The organism is Williamsia sp. 1135, from assembly GCF_002095395.1.
Lineage (GTDB): Bacteria > Actinomycetota > Actinomycetes > Mycobacteriales > Mycobacteriaceae > Williamsia.
In genome coordinates this window covers 42,924-59,079 of sequence record NZ_MJEI01000097.1, presented here as the reverse complement: position 1 = coordinate 59,079, position 16,156 = coordinate 42,924, and the positions used below count along the sequence as shown (strand labels likewise).

15 protein-coding genes and 1 pseudogene are annotated in these 16,156 nt (G+C 63.9%); 10 read left to right on the top strand and 6 right to left on the bottom strand.

All coding sequences use genetic code 11. The features are described 5' to 3' along the window. Position 1 precedes the first annotated feature (1 nt). Together BFL43_RS16505 and BFL43_RS16500 are read right to left on the bottom strand one after the other, a co-directional pair. Positions 2–820, bottom strand: a complete 819-nt coding sequence (locus BFL43_RS16505; protein WP_084893593.1) for a mycofactocin-coupled SDR family oxidoreductase — start codon at positions 818–820, stop codon at positions 2–4. A gap of 234 nt (positions 821–1,054) precedes the next feature. Continuing rightward, on the bottom strand, positions 1,055–1,750 hold the full coding sequence (locus BFL43_RS16500) for a TetR/AcrR family transcriptional regulator (protein WP_084893592.1): 696 nt from the start codon (positions 1,748–1,750) through the stop codon (positions 1,055–1,057). A 259-nt stretch (positions 1,751–2,009) separates the two neighbouring features. Here BFL43_RS16500 and BFL43_RS29510 point away from each other — a divergent pair. From BFL43_RS29510 to BFL43_RS16475, 5 genes and pseudogenes are all read left to right on the top strand, one after another. Beyond that, positions 2,010–2,378: pseudogene (locus BFL43_RS29510) on the top strand (ATP-binding cassette domain-containing protein); the annotation flags it as partial. 349 nt (positions 2,379–2,727) lie between these two features. Continuing rightward, positions 2,728–4,335, top strand: coding sequence for an ABC transporter permease subunit (locus BFL43_RS16490; protein WP_084893591.1), 1,608 nt, complete (start codon positions 2,728–2,730; stop codon positions 4,333–4,335). A gap of 53 nt (positions 4,336–4,388) precedes the next feature. After that, entirely contained in the window at positions 4,389–4,694 is a 306-nt protein-coding gene (locus BFL43_RS16485; RefSeq protein WP_084893590.1) for a hypothetical protein, read from the top strand. Next, positions 4,691–5,425 carry an ABC transporter substrate-binding protein gene (locus BFL43_RS16480; protein WP_084893589.1) on the top strand — a complete coding sequence of 245 codons (735 nt, stop codon included), beginning with the start codon at positions 4,691–4,693 and terminating at the stop codon, positions 5,423–5,425. Before BFL43_RS16485 ends, BFL43_RS16480 begins: the two co-directional genes overlap by 4 nt. A 61-nt stretch (positions 5,426–5,486) precedes the next feature. Continuing rightward, positions 5,487–7,109 (top strand): FAD-dependent monooxygenase, encoded by a 1,623-nt coding sequence (locus tag BFL43_RS16475; protein ID WP_084893588.1) that lies wholly within the window; start codon positions 5,487–5,489, stop codon positions 7,107–7,109. Positions 7,110–7,145: 36 nt separating this feature from the next. Here the strand turns inward: BFL43_RS16475 and BFL43_RS16470 are convergent, their stop codons facing one another. Both BFL43_RS16470 and BFL43_RS16465 read right to left on the bottom strand, forming a co-directional pair. Further along, the gene (locus BFL43_RS16470; protein ID WP_084893587.1) at positions 7,146–7,994 is read right to left on the bottom strand and encodes an SDR family oxidoreductase; all 849 of its coding nucleotides are present in this window, start codon (positions 7,992–7,994) and stop codon (positions 7,146–7,148) included. A 43-nt stretch (positions 7,995–8,037) separates the two neighbouring features. Continuing rightward, positions 8,038–8,643 carry a TetR/AcrR family transcriptional regulator gene (locus BFL43_RS16465; RefSeq protein ID WP_084893586.1) on the bottom strand — a complete coding sequence of 202 codons (606 nt, stop codon included), beginning with the start codon at positions 8,641–8,643 and terminating at the stop codon, positions 8,038–8,040. Between the two features lie 143 nt (positions 8,644–8,786). On the opposite strand from BFL43_RS16465, the gene BFL43_RS16460 reads away from it, so the two are divergent. Genes BFL43_RS16460 through BFL43_RS16450 form a run of 3 tightly spaced genes read left to right on the top strand, consistent with a single transcriptional unit; the run spans position 8,787 to position 12,009 of the window. Then, positions 8,787–10,133, top strand: coding sequence for an NAD(P)-binding domain-containing protein (locus BFL43_RS16460; RefSeq protein ID WP_084893585.1), 1,347 nt, complete (start codon positions 8,787–8,789; stop codon positions 10,131–10,133). Beyond that, the gene (locus tag BFL43_RS16455) at positions 10,130–11,098 is read left to right on the top strand and encodes an alpha/beta hydrolase (RefSeq protein ID WP_084893584.1); all 969 of its coding nucleotides are present in this window, start codon (positions 10,130–10,132) and stop codon (positions 11,096–11,098) included. Before BFL43_RS16460 ends, BFL43_RS16455 begins: the two co-directional genes overlap by 4 nt. Then, positions 11,095–12,009, top strand: a complete 915-nt coding sequence (locus BFL43_RS16450; RefSeq protein WP_168176661.1) for a helix-turn-helix domain-containing protein — start codon at positions 11,095–11,097, stop codon at positions 12,007–12,009. Before BFL43_RS16455 ends, BFL43_RS16450 begins: the two co-directional genes overlap by 4 nt. Here BFL43_RS16450 and BFL43_RS16445 read toward each other — a convergent pair. Beyond that, a complete protein-coding gene (locus BFL43_RS16445) occupies positions 11,960–12,415 on the bottom strand; it encodes a nuclear transport factor 2 family protein (protein ID WP_084893582.1) in 456 nt (151 codons plus the stop codon). The two genes, BFL43_RS16450 and BFL43_RS16445, sit on opposite strands and share 50 nt — an antisense overlap. A 76-nt stretch (positions 12,416–12,491) precedes the next feature. Here BFL43_RS16445 and BFL43_RS16440 point away from each other — a divergent pair, with 76 nt between their 5' ends. Together BFL43_RS16440 and BFL43_RS16435 are read left to right on the top strand one after the other, a co-directional pair. Then, complete coding sequence (locus BFL43_RS16440; protein ID WP_084893581.1) at positions 12,492–13,598, top strand: dihydrodipicolinate reductase; 1,107 nt, start codon at positions 12,492–12,494, stop codon at positions 13,596–13,598. 11 nt (positions 13,599–13,609) lie between these two features. Next, positions 13,610–14,182: a TetR/AcrR family transcriptional regulator gene (locus tag BFL43_RS16435; RefSeq protein ID WP_084893685.1), complete on the top strand. Its 573-nt coding sequence runs from the start codon at positions 13,610–13,612 to the stop codon at positions 14,180–14,182. A 57-nt stretch (positions 14,183–14,239) separates the two neighbouring features. Here BFL43_RS16435 and BFL43_RS16430 read toward each other — a convergent pair whose 3' ends face one another. Further along, positions 14,240–16,015, bottom strand: coding sequence for an alkyl sulfatase dimerization domain-containing protein (locus tag BFL43_RS16430; RefSeq protein ID WP_084893580.1), 1,776 nt, complete (start codon positions 16,013–16,015; stop codon positions 14,240–14,242). Positions 16,016–16,156 lie beyond the last annotated feature (141 nt).

The window sequence follows — 16,156 nt, the reverse complement described above, 5'->3', positions numbered from 1 at the left end:
GTCAGCGTGCCGCGAATCCCGCATCGACGGGCAGCGCCACGCCGGTGATGTACCGTCCCTCGTCGCTGACGAGGAAGGCGATCGCGTTCGAGATGTCTTCCGGCTCGACCCAGGGAACGGGAATCAGATTGCGCGTGGCCTCGATGGCCTCGGGGAACGCCTCGAAGATCTCTTCCATCAACTTGTTGCGGATCATCGGGGTGTTCACGCCGGTCGGGTGAATCGTGTTCACCCGGATGTTGTGCGGTCCCAGCCAGTTCGCCCAGGTCCGCATGAGCCCGACGAGTGCATGTTTGGCGGCGACATATCCGGTGTTGCCCGGCGCTCCGACACCACCGGTGCCTTTGAGGCCTTGCGACGAACTCGTGAGCACGATCGATCCGGCGCCGGCTTTGATGAGACTGGGGACGGCGGCCATGACGGTGTTGTACACGCCGGTGAGGTTGACGCCGATGACGTCGTTCCAGGGTGTCTCGATGTCGGAGCCGTCCTCGCCGAACACCGAGATGCCGGCGTTCGCGAGAACGATGTCGATCTTGCCGAGCTGCGCTTCGCCTTCTTTGACCGCCCTGCGCATGGCGGCCAGGTCGCGGACGTCGGCCTTCGTGGCGATGATCCGGCGGTCCAAGGCCTCGACCTGCTTCACGGTCTCGGCGAGTTCTTCAGCGGTACCGAGCGGGTACGGCACGGTGGCGATGTCGGCGCAGAGGTCGACGGCAATGATGTCCGCGCCCTCTTGGGCAAGCCTGATGGCATGACTGCGGCCTTGACCGCGCGCCGCGCCGGTTATGAATGCGACTTTCCCGTCGAGCTTGCCCACGGCGATTCTCCTTGTTCGGTCGAGCGCGTGGACCGGACCCCTTCGGGTTCGACAGATAGTTTCGATGCTTCTGTCGGGCATGGTCTCTCGCAACTGGACATGTGTCTGGACGTACGTTCACGCTAGGGTAACACCCGTCACATGTCCAGCGAAGACGTCCGGTGGTCTGATCACTTCGGTGCCGCCCGCGTGTCTGTCAGGCAATCCCTTCGAGCAATCCCTTCGGACGCGACCTCAGGTGTCGGACGATGGTCCGCTGTGGCGCTGCCGGAGTGACTCGATGCCGTCCAGGACCACGTCGAGCTTGAGGCTGAACCACTCTCGGGGGTCGATCTGGACCATTTCGGCAATGCCCTGTCGGCCGCGGTCGTCGATGCCCCGCAGGCTATCGAGAGGTTTGTCCTTCAAATTGGCGCGGTATTCGCCGACGGTCAGTGAGCGGCCCTGTGCGTCCCTTGTGAACTTGTGGAACGCAAGTGCCTGCTCCGCGCAGATCTCTGCGGTCAGTATCGCGTCCAGGGGCAAGAACTCGGCGTCCAGTAGACCTCCCCGGAGGTTCCCCACGAATTCTGCATATCCGCGTGGAAGCGATATGCGCGTCGAGTCGAGTTCGAACGCCAAACCGCGATGATCGTTCAGGACATCCCAGAACTGCAGGATGGTCGCACGCAGAAACGGTCTCCAGTCACCGTCGAACCGGGGCCATTGCACGCCGCCGAAGATGTCTTCGATGGATGCGAGGACGATCTCGTCGCGACTGGCGAAGTGCCCGTACAGGGTGGAATGGCTGACCCCGAGATGCTTGCCCAGTGAGGTCATGGTGAGGCTGTCGAAGCCGAGTTGTCCTGCCGCACGGAGGATGACGGCTCGATCGACTTGTGCGGGGCGACCAATTTTGCGGGTGCCCGGGCTTCTTCGTGCCGTTGCCATGTCTCAATAGTGTCAGACTCCCGAAGGGCTGCCTGCCGAGCATGTTTCAGGTCTGTGAACTCGAATGAACGACGCGTAACAGTTTCCAACAGGCTGTTGTAAAGTCCCGCGCAGCTGGAGAAGATCGATCAGGACGGACGCCACACCGGCGTCCGCGAGCAGCATTCGGAGGGCAGGTCAGTTGAGGCACGAAGCAGCGGCGGGCGCAGGAATCGCGGTGACTGACGCGAGCAAGATCTACCGGAATCGCAAGGAAGAGATGCTGGCGCTCGACCGGGTCGGTTTCACCGCGGCACGCGGGTCATTCAGTTCCCTGATCGGGCCCAGCGGGTGTGGCAAGTCGACACTCCTACGTATTCTCGGCGACCTGGAAGACCTGACCGAAGGATCGGTCTCGATCGACGGTGAACATCCTCGGAGTGTGCGCAAGCACGGCCGCCTCGGTATCGCGTTCCAGGAGCCGGCACTGCTCCCATGGCGATCCGTTGTCGACAACATCCGCTTTCCTTCGGAGATTCAACGTCGACCACTCTCCAAGAGCGCCATTGCCGACCTGATAGCACTGGTCGGGCTCGAGGGGTTCGAGAAGTCCCGGCCGGCCGCACTTTCGGGTGGCATGCGTCAGCGTGTCGCCATTGCCCGCGCGCTGAGCGCAGATCCCGAACTTCTCCTCCTGGACGAACCGTTCGGGGCCCTCGACGAATTCACCCGGCAACGACTCAACATCGAACTGCAGCGAATCTGGATGTCTACGCAGACCACCACCGTGCTGGTCACGCATTCGATCACCGAAGCCGTGTTCCTCAGCGACCAGGTGGTGGTGATGAGCCCGCGGCCCGGCCGCATCGTCGACATCGTGCCGGTGCCTTTCGCGCGACCGCGCACCCTGATCTCATGCTCACCAGCGCTTTCCACGACGTGTGTGACGCGCTGTCGCGCAGGCTCTTCGCGCTGCAGACCCACACCGAGAGCGCAGCATGACGCAGACTCTTCAAAGCCCGGTCCCTCTTGCGCAGATCCGCACCGATCGTGGCCGGCCGAGGCTGAATCCTCAGGTCTGCTGGTCGCTTACAGGGATCGCGATTCTGCTGGTGATCTGGACGGCGGTGGCCTTGGCCGGGCTCGAAGAACGGCGTGTCCTGCCCTCGCCGTTGTCAATCCTCAACTCCTTCATCGACTCTCGCGACGTCATTGTCGCGAACCTCCCGCAAACGGCAGCGACGGCCGCGACCGGGTTCGCATGGGGAGCCGGACTTGCGATCACCGTGGGACTGGCCGCGGTGTTGTCACGTCTCATCGAGAGTGTTGTGGTCCGGACCGCGATCATCGCAGACAGTCTGCCCACCATCGCCCTGGCACCGATTCTGATGATCGTCGCGACCGGCAATACACCCGGTGTGGTCATGGCTGCCATCTTCGTCTTCTTCCTGACGGTCATGAGCTTTGTCGCCGGACTGCGGCAGGCGAGCCCCCAGTCTCTGGAGATGAACCGCGCGTTCGGAGGCGGTGCCCTCAGTGAGCTGTGCAAGATCCGGCTGCGCTATGCGATTCCCTCGTTGCTGTCCGGCCTGATGCTCTCCGCGCCCGCAGCGGTTCTCGGGGCGTTGATGAGTGAGTTCCTCATCATGGGCCAGGGACTGGGCGGCGCACTGATCGCTGCGCAGGAGGCTCTGGCGGTCGAACGTGTGTGGGCGATCTCCATCGTGTGTGCCCTGATGTCGGGGCTGTTCTTCGCGCTCATCGGTCGAGCGCGGCGGGTCGCCGCACCATGGTTGACCGATCAATCCCAGGAATATCGAGTCGATCGGAACTCCGACCACGCCGGTGTACTGGGTGCGGCAGCGTCCGCCGTCGTCGCTTTCGTGGTGGTGGTCGGGTTCTGGTACGGCGCAATTCGCATATTCGGCCTCAACTCGTACTTCGCCAAGACGCCCGCAGATGTGTGGACCTATCTGTTCGGCAGCGAGGCCTCTGCCGCGAACCGCACGGAGATCCTGGGATATCTCGCGTCGACGTCTGCCAAGGCATTTGCCGGTCTGGCCGTGGGAACCGTGGTGGCGCTGGCACTCTCGTTGGTCGTCATGTCATTCTGGCGAGTCGATGCTGCCCTCACGCCGATCGTTGTCGGTTTCCGTGCGATACCACTCCTCGCGCTCATCCCTCTGATCAGCCTCCTGGTGTCCAACGGATACGTCACCGCTGTCATCGTCGCGGCGATCTTGGCGTTCTTCGCCACCTTCGTGAACGTGGTGCAGGCCGCGCCCTGCGTTCCGAAAGATATCATCCAGCTCGGTGAGGCCTACAACGCAACACCTCTCACCATGCGCTGGAAGGTGCACCGGTACTACGTGATCCCGGCGATCTTCACCAGTCTCAAGATCACCGGACCCGCCGCCTTGATCGGGGCGATGAGCGCGGAGTGGCTCGCCACCGGAGACGGCATCGGCCATCTCATGATCCAGGCAGCCATGGAATCGCGTTACACCACGATGTGGTCGAGTTTTGTTGTGCTCACCGTGTTCTCCGTCTCCCTGTACGCCTGCATCAACGCGGCCGAGAAGGCCGTTGCTCGTCGACTCCGGTAGTCGACCCAGTACTGATCGCACATTCCCCCAACTACTCGAAAGGCAGCTCCCGCATGCCCGAAACACCGATCTCTGGACCGAAACTCAGGCGGGCCACCCTCGCCGGTGCCATCGCCGTGCTTGCTCTCGCATTCGCCGGATGCGGCACGTCGACACAGTCGGATGCGGAATCCGACCAAGGACCATCGTCGATCGATCTTCAGTTGCGATTCACCCCCAGCGTGCAGTTCGCCGGTAGCTATGCCGCAGACCACCTCGGCTTCTACGACAACGAGGGTGTCGATGTGAACATGACCCCGGCGGCGCCTCGATTGCCGTCGAACCCCTTCTGGTGCAGGGAACAGCGGACATCGCGATGAGTAACCCGGGGACAACCGCTCGCGCCGTCTCCGAAGGCGCCGACCTCACGATCATCGCCGCCGGCAACCAGTCCTCCCCGAGTGCCATAGTCTCGCTCGCCGACGATCCGATCGACTCTCTCGACGATCTGGCCGGAAAGCGCATCGGGGTGGTCACCTCCAACACCACGGTCGGCCATTTCTTGGCGGTCAACGGGATCGACGCATCCGCCGTCGAGATCGTGCCCATCCAAGGTGACGCGACACCCCTGATCAACGGTCAGGTGGATGGCATGTTCGGCCTCGTCACAAGCCAGGTCGTCGCGCTCGAGTTGCAAGGCCACGACCCTGTCGCTCTTCGCTTCTCGGACAACGGCATGGACAGCCTCGACCTCACCTATGCGGTACCGACAGCCGACCTGGCAGACCCCTCGAAGCGGGAGGCGATCATCAGTTTCCTGATGGCGGAGATCCGCGGTTGGGAGGCAGCCGTCGATGATCCCGCAGGTATCGCGGACATCGTGGTCGCCGACTATGCGGCCGGGCTCGGCCTCGACCCCGCACAGCAGAGTGCACAGGCCTCGGCACAGGTGGAGCTGGTCCGGCCTGACGACTCGACACCCGTCCTGACGATGTCGGAAGAGCGCATAGAGGGCACACTCGTGACCCTCGAAGCACAATCCATAGCTGCCGAGCAGTCGCTGTTCGACCCTTCGCTCGTCGCCGAGGCTCACGCGCGACTCGGTCGCTGACATCACGCACAGCCGCGTCTCCAAAGACCGGGCTGACGTCTTACCCGAAGGATTTGCTCACATGAACGACTTGGACACCGATGTCATCGTGATCGGCGGCGGGCCGACGGGGCTGGCGCTGACGCTGGACCTGGGTAGACATGGCATCCGCACTGCTCTTGTGGACTCCGGGCTCGCCCCGCTGCCCGGGGTTCGGGCGGGTGGCATCAGCCACCAGATGATGGAGCAGATGCGGCATTTCGGGCTCGCCGACCGTTTGCGCTCGATCGCGCCGATCCCGCCGGGCTGGGCGAGGACTGCGGTCTACGCGACGTGGCTGGCCGAGCCTGCTGTTGCCGTGCTGAACGCCACGACCTCCTGCACCGACGTCACCGCCGAGCCGCCCCAGAACGCGCCTTCGGCGATGGTGGAGCAATTGCTCCGCGACACCATCGGGGAGGAGCCGACCGTCTCCACCTTTTACGGGTTCCGGTTCGACGGTGACCTGGTCCAGGACGACCACGGCGTCAGCGTCACAGTTGTCGGACCGGACGGCAATCGTGTGCGCTTGCGGGGCCGCTACCTGGCCGCCTGTGACGGCGCCAACAGCGCGGTGCGAAGCGCGGTGGGCATCGGTCTCCTCGACAGTCCGCGATTCGCCGAACGGTGGACGCTCGAGTTCGAATCACCCGACCTGCGCGAGAGGATGGGCCAGGGTGTGCACAACCAGTACTGGGCGATCAACGAGCACATGGTCGCGTACTTCCTTCAACGAGACGCCCGGTCGAAGCGGACATTACACATCCAGGAGGCGAGCACTGATCTGACGTCGTTGTTCCCAGACCCTGTCGGCTTGATCGAAGCGGTTGTCGGGAAGTCGGTTTCGGTGACGTCGCACAGCCGAGTGACGCGGTGGCGCGCGAACGCGTGCTGGTCCGAACGGATGCGGGAAGGATCGGTATTCCTGGTGGGCGATGCTGCTCACGCGATGCCACCCGGTGGACTCGGGCTCCATCTGGGCAGTGGAGACGCCGCAAACATCGCGTGGAAGCTCGCGGCAACAATCCGGGGCGACGCCGGACCGGCGCTGCTCGACAGTTATGAGGCGGAACGACATCCGTTTGCCCGGGCGTACGCACTGGCCGTACAGACGGGAGACAACGTGATCCGCGCTCGCATCCACCGGGTACTCGGCGAACGTGGCTCCGCCCGTGACCTCGACAGGGCGATGCTCAGAGAATGGGTGGTCGACGCGCAGGGCCCGCGTATCGACCGGATGCTCCGCACCGTCTATGACACCTTCAGCGGGTCACCCGTTGTCTGCCCACGCACCGATGGTCGTGTGGACGATGGTCTCGTGGTTCCCGGTCGCCGGCTCCCTCATCGCCGGCTCGGGGAATCACTGGCTGCCTTCGACCTCGTCAGAGGCAAGCTGGTCGTCATCGCCGAACCGTCGGCGCGTACGGAAGCGGAGCAACTCGCGGCGGCCGCTCTGCAGGACGGTTTCACCATCGATGTCGTGGAGGTGCCCGCGCAAACCTACGATCAGCACCTGGTGCTCGTGCGGCCCGATCGATGTGTTGCGTGGTGCGCCGGTTCCGCAGTTCCCGCCGCGGCGGCAGTCGCAGCGAGCCTTGGTCACCGTTCGTCTGATCGCGAGGCGAAGCCGTCCCTCGCCCTTGCGTCCAACGAGGCACTGCACTGATCGTGTGCGGGCGCGGTATCGGGTCCGTCCGACTTGTCAGCCCATCTGTAGTGCGCCACTGCGCAAGCCCGCGACGACTCCACCGTCGACAAGCAGATCTGTACCGGCGATGAAGCTCGACTTGCTGTTGTCCAGTAGGAATTCGGTGGCGGCGGCGACGTCCTCGGCGGTACCGAACCGGCCCGCGGGGGAGTCGTTGATCATCGCTTCGTAGGCCTGGTGGGCGAAGTCGGCGTTGAACTCCTCCCAGCCCATCGCAGTGGCCACCACCCCTGGGCTCACGCTGTTGACCCGTGCGCCTCGTTCGCCCCACAAATGTGCCGCGGCTTGTACCCGGAGCTGATTCCCCCGTTTGCAATACCCGTAGGTCAGGGCCCTGGCGAGGTCGTCCGGCACATCCGGCATGTCGAAGATCGCGGCACCGGCCAATTCGTCGGGGGTGCCGCCGCTGAGCAACGCGGCAGAGGCCTCGTCGACCGCCGCTCCGAGGATGTGGCCTGCCACGCTCGCGATGTACACTCCGGCACCGCCCGGGGCGATCACGGAGCCGAACACCTCGAGCGAGAGCGCTGTGCCCACGAGGTCCACCTCGACGATCTGGCGTGCCGGAGCCTGAGCGGGGGAGACGCCTGCAGTGTGCACGACGGACGTGATGTCACCGAGCTCGGCCGCCGTTGCGGCCAGGGCGCTCAGCGAGTCCCGGCAGACGACATCAACTCGTTGGGCGTGAACGTCGTAGCCGCTGTGTCGCAGCTGCTCTCGCAGGCCCTCGACCCGCTCGGCATCGTGGTCGGCGATGAGCGTCGGCCTGCCGGAACCAAGACGGCGCGCGATCGCCTCTCCCATACCGCCGACACCGATGACCACCAAAACAGATCCGGTCATTACTCACCTCTCGCCGGCCGCCGAAAGTGGGGCGGTTCGAAAACTATTGTCCAGGTGCGGATTGCAGCCCGGGTAGAACGTAGCGTCTGATGTGGCGGAGTACTGCCGTTTGATCATCTGGGTCCAGGGTGTCGCCGGGAACCGTTGCGAGGCTGATGAGCACGCGAGCCACCCATTCCGACGCCTCGGCGGTGTCGACGTCCGGATGGATCTCGCCGCGCGCCCGGGCTTCGATCACGTACGGACGCCAGAATGCTGCGAGATCTGGGACCAGGCCTTGGACGCCTGCCCCGGCGCAGGCAGCGAACTCGTCCGGTTCGGTGGTACGGAGCTTCATCAGGAGTGCGCCGGGCTCGTCGTAGGCGGTGCGACCGATGGCGACCCCGGCGGCGAGCTGGGCGTCCAGGGTGTCGATCTCGGCGAGCGCGGCATGCGATCCGGCCCAGAAGGCCTCGTTCAGCCGGACGATCGCCGCGCCGAGCAGGGTTGCCTTGTCCGGAAAGTGCCGGTACAGCCATGCGCGCGACACCCCGGCGGCCTCGGCCACCTCGAGGACGGTGGTGGCCCGAATTCCCTTCGCGCCAAGGCATTGTTCTGCGGCATCGAGCAACCGACCCTGCACGGATGCCGTATCGGCGGTGTCGGTCACTGGCCATCCTCACCTGGTGTCGGCCGCCGCAGAGCGCGGGGAGTGGACCAAACATAGCAAACCTTGTAGACAGATCTGGCGATCTGTGTACTCTGCGAGTGAACAAGTTCTATTTTCTGTCTACTCTGGCACGAGGAGCTGCAATGCCCGGACCGACCACAGCCGTCATCGGCGCCGGCATCAGCGGGTTGACCGCAGGAAAGATGCTCGGCGACTACGATATTCCGTACACGTGCTTCGAGTTGTCCGACAGGATCGGGGGCAACTGGGCGTTCGGCAACCCCAACGGTTACAGCAGCGCGTACCGGTCGCTGCACATCGACACGTCGAAACACCGGCTGTCCTTCAAGGACTACCCGATGCCCCAGAGCTATCCGGACTTCCCGCATCACACCCAGATCAAGTCGTATCTCGAAGACTATGCGGATGCCTTCGACCTCAAGAAGAACATCGAGTTCGAGAACGGAGTGACGCATGCCCGCCGCCTGGAATCAGGTGGCTGGGAGTTGCAGACGCAACAAGACGAAGAACGCCATGTCGACCTCCTCGTCGTCGGTAACGGTCATCATTGGGATCCGCGCACACCGGTCTTTCCGGGGACGTTCATCGGGGAGTCCATCCACGCCCACGAGTACATCGATCCGAAGGATCCGTTGTCGTTGTCCGACACGCGAATCCTGATCATCGGGATCGGCAACAGTGCCGCCGACATCGCGGTCGAACTCTCCTCGAAGTCGACCGGCAACGAGGTGACCCTCTCGACCAGGTCAGGGGCGTGGATCGTCCCGAAGTACATCGCCGGACGACCAGCGGACAAGTACTACAAGACCAGTCCATATGTGCCCCTGTCGTGGCAGCGCAAGATCGCGCAGTGGGGTCAGCCGCTTTCGGCCGGACGGCCGGAGAACTTCGGTCTGCCCACTCCGAATCACAAGTTCTTCGAGGCACATCCGACCCAGTCGGTGGAACTCCCACTGCGACTGGGGTCCGGTGATGTGACCCCCAAACCCAACGTCGCGCGACTCGATGGTCGTCGAGTTCATTTCGACGACGGCACGAGTGGCGACTTCGACGTGATCATCTACGCGACGGGGTACAACATCACCTTCCCGTTCTTCGACGAAGACTTCATCAGTGCACCGGATAATCACATCCCGCTCTACAAGCGGATGTTCAAGCCCGGCATCGACGATCTGGTGTTCATCGGGTTCGCGCAGTCGACGCCCACGCTGTTCCCGTTCGTCGAATGCCAATCCAGACTTCTCGGCGCATATGCCGCGGGCAGGTATCGGCTGCCGTCGGAGGAGGTGATGGAGCAGGTGATCATCTCCGATCAGCAGAAGTACACCGGCCACATGCTGGATCGGCCCCGGCACACCCAGCAGGTCGACTACTTCATCTACGAGCACGATCTGCGTACCACGGAGTTGCAGGCGGGCATGGACCGTGCCGCCGAACTCGGTGCACCGGCCTGGGCGGTGTCGGCATGACCGCGCAGGTGAACGTCCCCCGGGCCGACGCCTTCGAGACGGTACAGTTCACGAGCAGTGGAACTGTTTGCGACGCATGGTATTTCCGGGCCGAGAACGACGCCCTGGCGGGACCTGCCGGACGACCGATCGTCGTGATGGCGCACGGACTCGGCGGCACGAAGGATTCTGGCCTCGCGCCGTACGCGGAGCGCCTTGCGGCAGTCGGTCTGGATGTCTTCGCGTTCGATTACCGAGGCTTCGGTGCTTCTGGTGGTGAGGTCCGTCAGTCGGTATCGATCGACGGCCAACTCGAGGACTACCGGGCGGCGGTGATGGCCGCGGCGGCGCTCGACGGGGTCGACGCCGGCAGGATCGTCCTGTGGGGGGTGTCCCTGTCGGGTGGACACGTCCTGGCGGTCGGTGCCGGTCGTGATGACGTGGCTGCGATCGTCTCGATGACCCCGTTGGTCAACGGCATGGCCGCAGGCCGCCTGGCGTTCGCGAATGTTCCGGTGGCTTCCATCGCCCGCTCCACGGGCCTTGGAGTCCGTAGCCGACTTCGGACCCGGGTCGGACGTACACCGCTGATGATGCCGATCGTCGCGGGGCCGGGGGAGATGGGCGCACTGACCCTTCCCGGATACCGGGACGACTACCTGGGGATCGCCGGGCCGACGTGGAAGAACACCATCGACGCGGCCATCGGTTCCGAGATCGGCTCGTACCGGGCCGATCGTCGCGCCGCCGACATCAATGCTCCGGTGCTGATGCAGATCGCGGACTTCGACCGCAGTGCCCCACCGCAATCGGCAGCGAACGCAGCGGTGAAGGCGCGAGCCGAGGTGCGCCACTACCCGTGCGATCACTTCGGTGTCTACCACGGACAAGCCTGGTTCGAACGTGCTGTGGCGCACCAGATTCATTTTCTGACCCGACACCTGGGGCCCTCGCAACCCGGTGTCGTCGACTCGTCGGACTCGTGAGCGCCAGGCGGTCGCCACAGACGGAGCGACTCGTCGATGTCATCGAGAGGCTTTCGTCGCCGCCCGGACGCAGCGAGAGTCTGACCGACCTCGCCGCCGCACTCGACATCGACAAGACGACTCTTTACCCGATGCTCACCGAGTTGACCAGGGTGGGATGGGTGGTCAAACACCCGAGCGCGAAGACCTACCAGCTCGGTCCCGCCCTGGCCCGGATCGGGAGCGCGGCGGAGGCTGGCATCGCCGAGTTGGCGCCCACCGCAGAAGCATTGAGGTCGCTGACAGAGGCCACCGGCAAGCGATGCTGTGTGGTGGTGCCCTCGGGCGACGATCTCGTCGTCGCAAGGGTGCAGTCGGCGACCGCTGACAACGCAGGCGGTCTCCAGTTGCGGTCCGGTGACCGTGTCGGATTCAGTCCACCACTCGGCGCCGTGCTGGTCGCGTGGTCGTCCGCGACCGTGGTCGATGCGTGGCTGCGGCGCAATCCGGCGTTGGCCGATCACTATTCGCGGTACCGCGACATCTTGGTCGCGATACGTCACAGGCATTATGCGGTTGAGCAGTACCCGGCGGCCGAGTCGGGTTTCGACGACAGGGCGGTTGCCGTGACGGGTGCGAACTCCTACGGTTCTCGGCGTACCTCCCGGTTCGCCGAGGGGCAGCAGAGCAGACTGGGTGCCGACATCCTTGTCGGGGCGATCGACGATCACGCTCGCTACCGGCCGCTGTCGGTCAACGCCCCGATCTTCGGCGCAGGAGGCAATCCTGTTGGCGCACTGTGTGTCCTCGATGCGTCTGAACCGATCTGTGGATCACATCTCGTCGAACTGGGGCAGCTGGTGAGCTCTGTCGCCGACGACGTCACGACCCGGTTGGGTGGGCAGACGCCGTACCGCCCAGCGGGTTGTTGAAGAACCAGACATTCTCTTCGACGAGTTTGCGACAGCGCCAACCGGTGTCCGTCCGAACAAGGTCGTGGTGGTAACAGCCACCGCAGAAGCTGAGGCCATCGGTGCCGGGCAGCTGTATCGGGTTGTAGAACATGGCCCGCACCTTCGCGGTGTCACCATCGATCCGGCTCTCGATGTTGGTGATGTAGTGCTGACTCATGGTGATGAACTCGAAGTTGGCGCTGAGCCAGTCGGCAATCTCGTCGCGACTGCCCGCCCGGCCGTACGGCGCCGATGAGTAGTCGACATGTGCGTCATCGGTGAACACCGACCGCCACAACGTCCAGTCTCTGGTGTCGACGGCGCGGGCGTAGGTGCTCAGTACGTCGGCGATCTCGAGTTTGTCGCTGATCTCTTGAATGTCCATGAGTGTGATCGGCCTTTCGCGGGTATACCTGGATCATAGTCTGGATAGGTGTCTGTTTCGTGTGTACCGTTGAGCCGTGAACAGACGGCGCGTCATCGTATGGGGCACCGGAGCGGTTGGGGCGGAGGCGCTGCAGGCCATCATCGACACCCGCGAGGATCTTCAGATCGTGGGTGCCCGAGTGTATTCCGACGAGAAGGTCGGTGTTGATGTCGGTGCTCTCGTCGGCCGACCCCACCAGGGCGTAGTGGCGACCGGTGAGTCGGCGGAGATCCTTGCCATGGAGGCGGACCTCGTCATCTACACCCCGCGTACCGCGTCGGTCACGGAGGTCTGCCAGATCCTCGCGTCGGGCAAAAATGTGTGCACGACAGCGTTCATGTTCCACCCCCACCGTCTCGATATCGCCGATCGTGAACGCGTCATCGCAGCGTGCGAGACCGGTGGAACGAGCGTGCACAGGAGTGGGCTGAACCCGGGCAATCTGTCCGGCGTCCTGCCGCTGGCGCTGTCCGGGATGAGCAAACGCATCGACAAGATCACCCTGCAGGAACGCGCTGACTGGTCGGTGTACGAGAGCACGGGAATCACGTTCGACAACATGGCGTTTGGCGAGCCTCCTGAGACGATCAGCCCGACGGGTAGCGAGTTCCTCGCCTTCAACAGCTCTCTGTTCGTAGAACAGGTGTGGTTTCTCGCCGACGCTCTGAACGCCGGCATCGATACGGTCACCGCGGATGTCGAAGCCGTTGCTGCGGTTGCAGATCATCAGATCTTCGATCATCTGTTGCGAGCCGGGACCACCGCGGGCCAACGCTGGCGATGGGTGGGGCGTCGAGGCGACGACGAACTCATCGAGATCGAGGCGCTGTGGACTGTTGGAGGTGAAGACCCTCCGCACTGGCCGAGGCCCAAGCATGGATGGACCCTGACGATCGAAGGCGAGCCGTCGATGCAGACCCACTTCTTCTCCCTCGCCAGCTTCACGCGTGACGCGCCGATCGCCGACCATGTCCACGCTGCCAGCGTCGCCACGGCCATGCAGATCGTCAACGCCATCGATGCGGTGTGCGAGGCCCCGCCTGGTCCTGCGACGATGGCCGACGTACCGCTTGTCCGCAGCCACTATGGCTTTGGCAACACCACGTCTGACCCGATTGCAAGGCCCAACCCACTCCCGTAGTGTCTGGACACGTGTCTGAACCGACTGCAGTTGAAGCGACCCGCCGGCGTCTGACCGGTAAGCGCGCGGACACGGTCCTCCGGCTCGGCGACGCCACGGTCGAAGTCCTGCGCCAGGTGGGTTATTCGGAGATGACAGTCCCCATGGTCGCCGCACATGCAGGCATGGCCCGGGCCACGGCGTACATCTACTTCTCCTCGAAAGAACATCTCGTCGCGGAGGTCTACTGGCGACGATTGGCGAGTATCTCGCCGCCCGACAACGATGCTCCAGAGGTTGCCGACCGCGTGGTCGCGGTACTGCGTCAGCTCGCCTTACTCGTCGCGGACGAGCCCGAGTTCGCCGGGGCGGTGACGAAATCGCTGCTCAGCGACGACGCAGATGTGGTGGAGCTGCGAACGCAGGTAAGCCGGGTGATCCACAAATCGATCGCTGCAGCGGTCGGCACGGCCGGTGACTCCCAGACCATCGAACTGATCGAGCTGATCTATACGGGAGCCATGGTGCGAGCGGGTACAGGGCACTTCTCCTACGACGAGGTCGCTGATCAATTGGAGTCGGCAGTACGCCGGATCCTGGCCTGAACGCTCTGCCGGTCACCACTTTCGACGTACCGGGCCGAACTGGCGGACACTGTCCGGTCACTGAGCGGAGAGTGTGAGCTTTTCTGCGCTGTGATGGTCGAAGTTGCTGAAGAAGTTTTCGGCGTCTTCGAGCGATCCGTTGTCCAGGACTGCGTGGTTGGCGTCGACGGCGGCCTTCAGTCCCTCGTAGAGTTCTTGGAAGATCATGCCCATCACGGCCAGCTTGGGTAGCGAGGCCACGAAGACAGCGTCGTGCGGTATCTCGGTGGTGGGTTCGACGACACCGTTGCGGATGATCAGCCCGACGGTCTCTGCGGTGTCGGTGATGTGGAACCCGGCTGCCAGTTCGACGTCGGCGGCTTTGGCGGGGTCGATGCGGAACCGCAGTCCCTCCAGCATGGCGGCACCGGGCAAGGCGGCGATTTGGTCGGGTGCATCGATGTTGATGGCCATCGAATAGTCGATGGTGCCGTCGAGTTCGCGTGCCGCGGTCAGGTACCAGGTGCGCCAGTTGCTGTTGGGGGTGGTGTACCCGATTGCACGCAGTGCTTCGGCCTTGCCGATACGGGCGGGCTGGTCGGTGGGATCGACCCGGACCACGTGGCGTAGCAGTTCGGCCGCCCATTGGTGATCTCCTGCGGCGGCTGCTTTGTCGGCGGCGGCGACCACCTTGTCGCGGCCACCGATGAGTTCGATGTAGCGACGGGACGCCTCTGTGGCGTTGATGGGCGCCAGGGTGGTCGGGTCGCCGTCGAACCATCCGAGTTCACCCACATAGATCTCACGGACCGAATGTGGCACGCCGCCATAGAAGTTTCCGAGCCATTCGCTGCGAGCGAGCGTTTCGGGCAGGGAGACCCGGTCGACGAGATCATCGGGCAGCAGCCCCTTGTTCATGTGGCGCAGGGTCTGGTCGTAGACATACGAGATCGCATCCCGGTAGTCGCGCAGGACTTTCGCTATCTCGGCCTTGCCGGCCAGGGGCCGTCCGTGCGAGGGAATCATGAACTCGGCCGGCAATGGCCGCAGGTGCCGGTCGATCGACCGGAACCACGCCTGCGGATCGCGATACCGACTGCCCCTGATGGTGTGCAGGTTAGGGAAGGATTCACCCTGGATCACCTCCGCGGACTGCAGGATACCCAGATCGGGGAGCCAGGTGACGATTTCGTCGATCGCTTCGGACGGTGCCCAGAAGTGCACCATGCGGACGCCGGCGACGGTGTGCTCGAGTCGATCGTCAACGTGCACCGTAGGGGCGAGCAACGACATTGTCTCCATGATGAAGTCCGGTCCGATGCCGCCGTTGACGCGACCTTCCGGCCCGACCTCGAGCAGCGTCCCGAGCGAGTAGTCCGCGCGGGCGGTGAGAATGGCTCCGTCCCCGGAGATCGAGTTGGCGATGACGTTGTCCATGAAGTCGCGGTGGGCGATGATCTGAACCTCACCTGCGTCGACCTGGGCCTGGCTGGCAAAGGCTTTGACGCCTGCGTAGTGATCGGTGTGCCAATGGGAGTAAACGATCGCGACCGTCGGTTTGGATGTGATCTTCTCCAGCTCTACCCGCATGCGTCGGCCCTTTTCGACGTCTTCGGGAGGGTCGATCAGGATGACGCCGTCGTCGCCGACGATGACGGTCATTGCCGACAGCGCGTACCCGAAGATCTGGTAAACGTTCTTACCCTTGATCTCGAACACACCTGGATTCATCGTCCGCGAATGATCGCTCATCGCAGTCGGGACGGTGTCGCTGTACTCGGTGTAGGCCAGGTTGTTCCCCGATGGAGTAAACGTGACACCGTCGTGCGCGCCCAACCAGTACTGCTCCGACATCGTCTTTGACCCTTCGCTCGGCTGCAGGCCAGGCCACTGATGGCCCGCCTGTACCCACCCTAGGAGAGGCGGGCGCTGAAAGCAGGCCAACGACCGGGTCCGTTGTCGCCCACCGTCGTGACGATCCTTGGGCGATCGCGG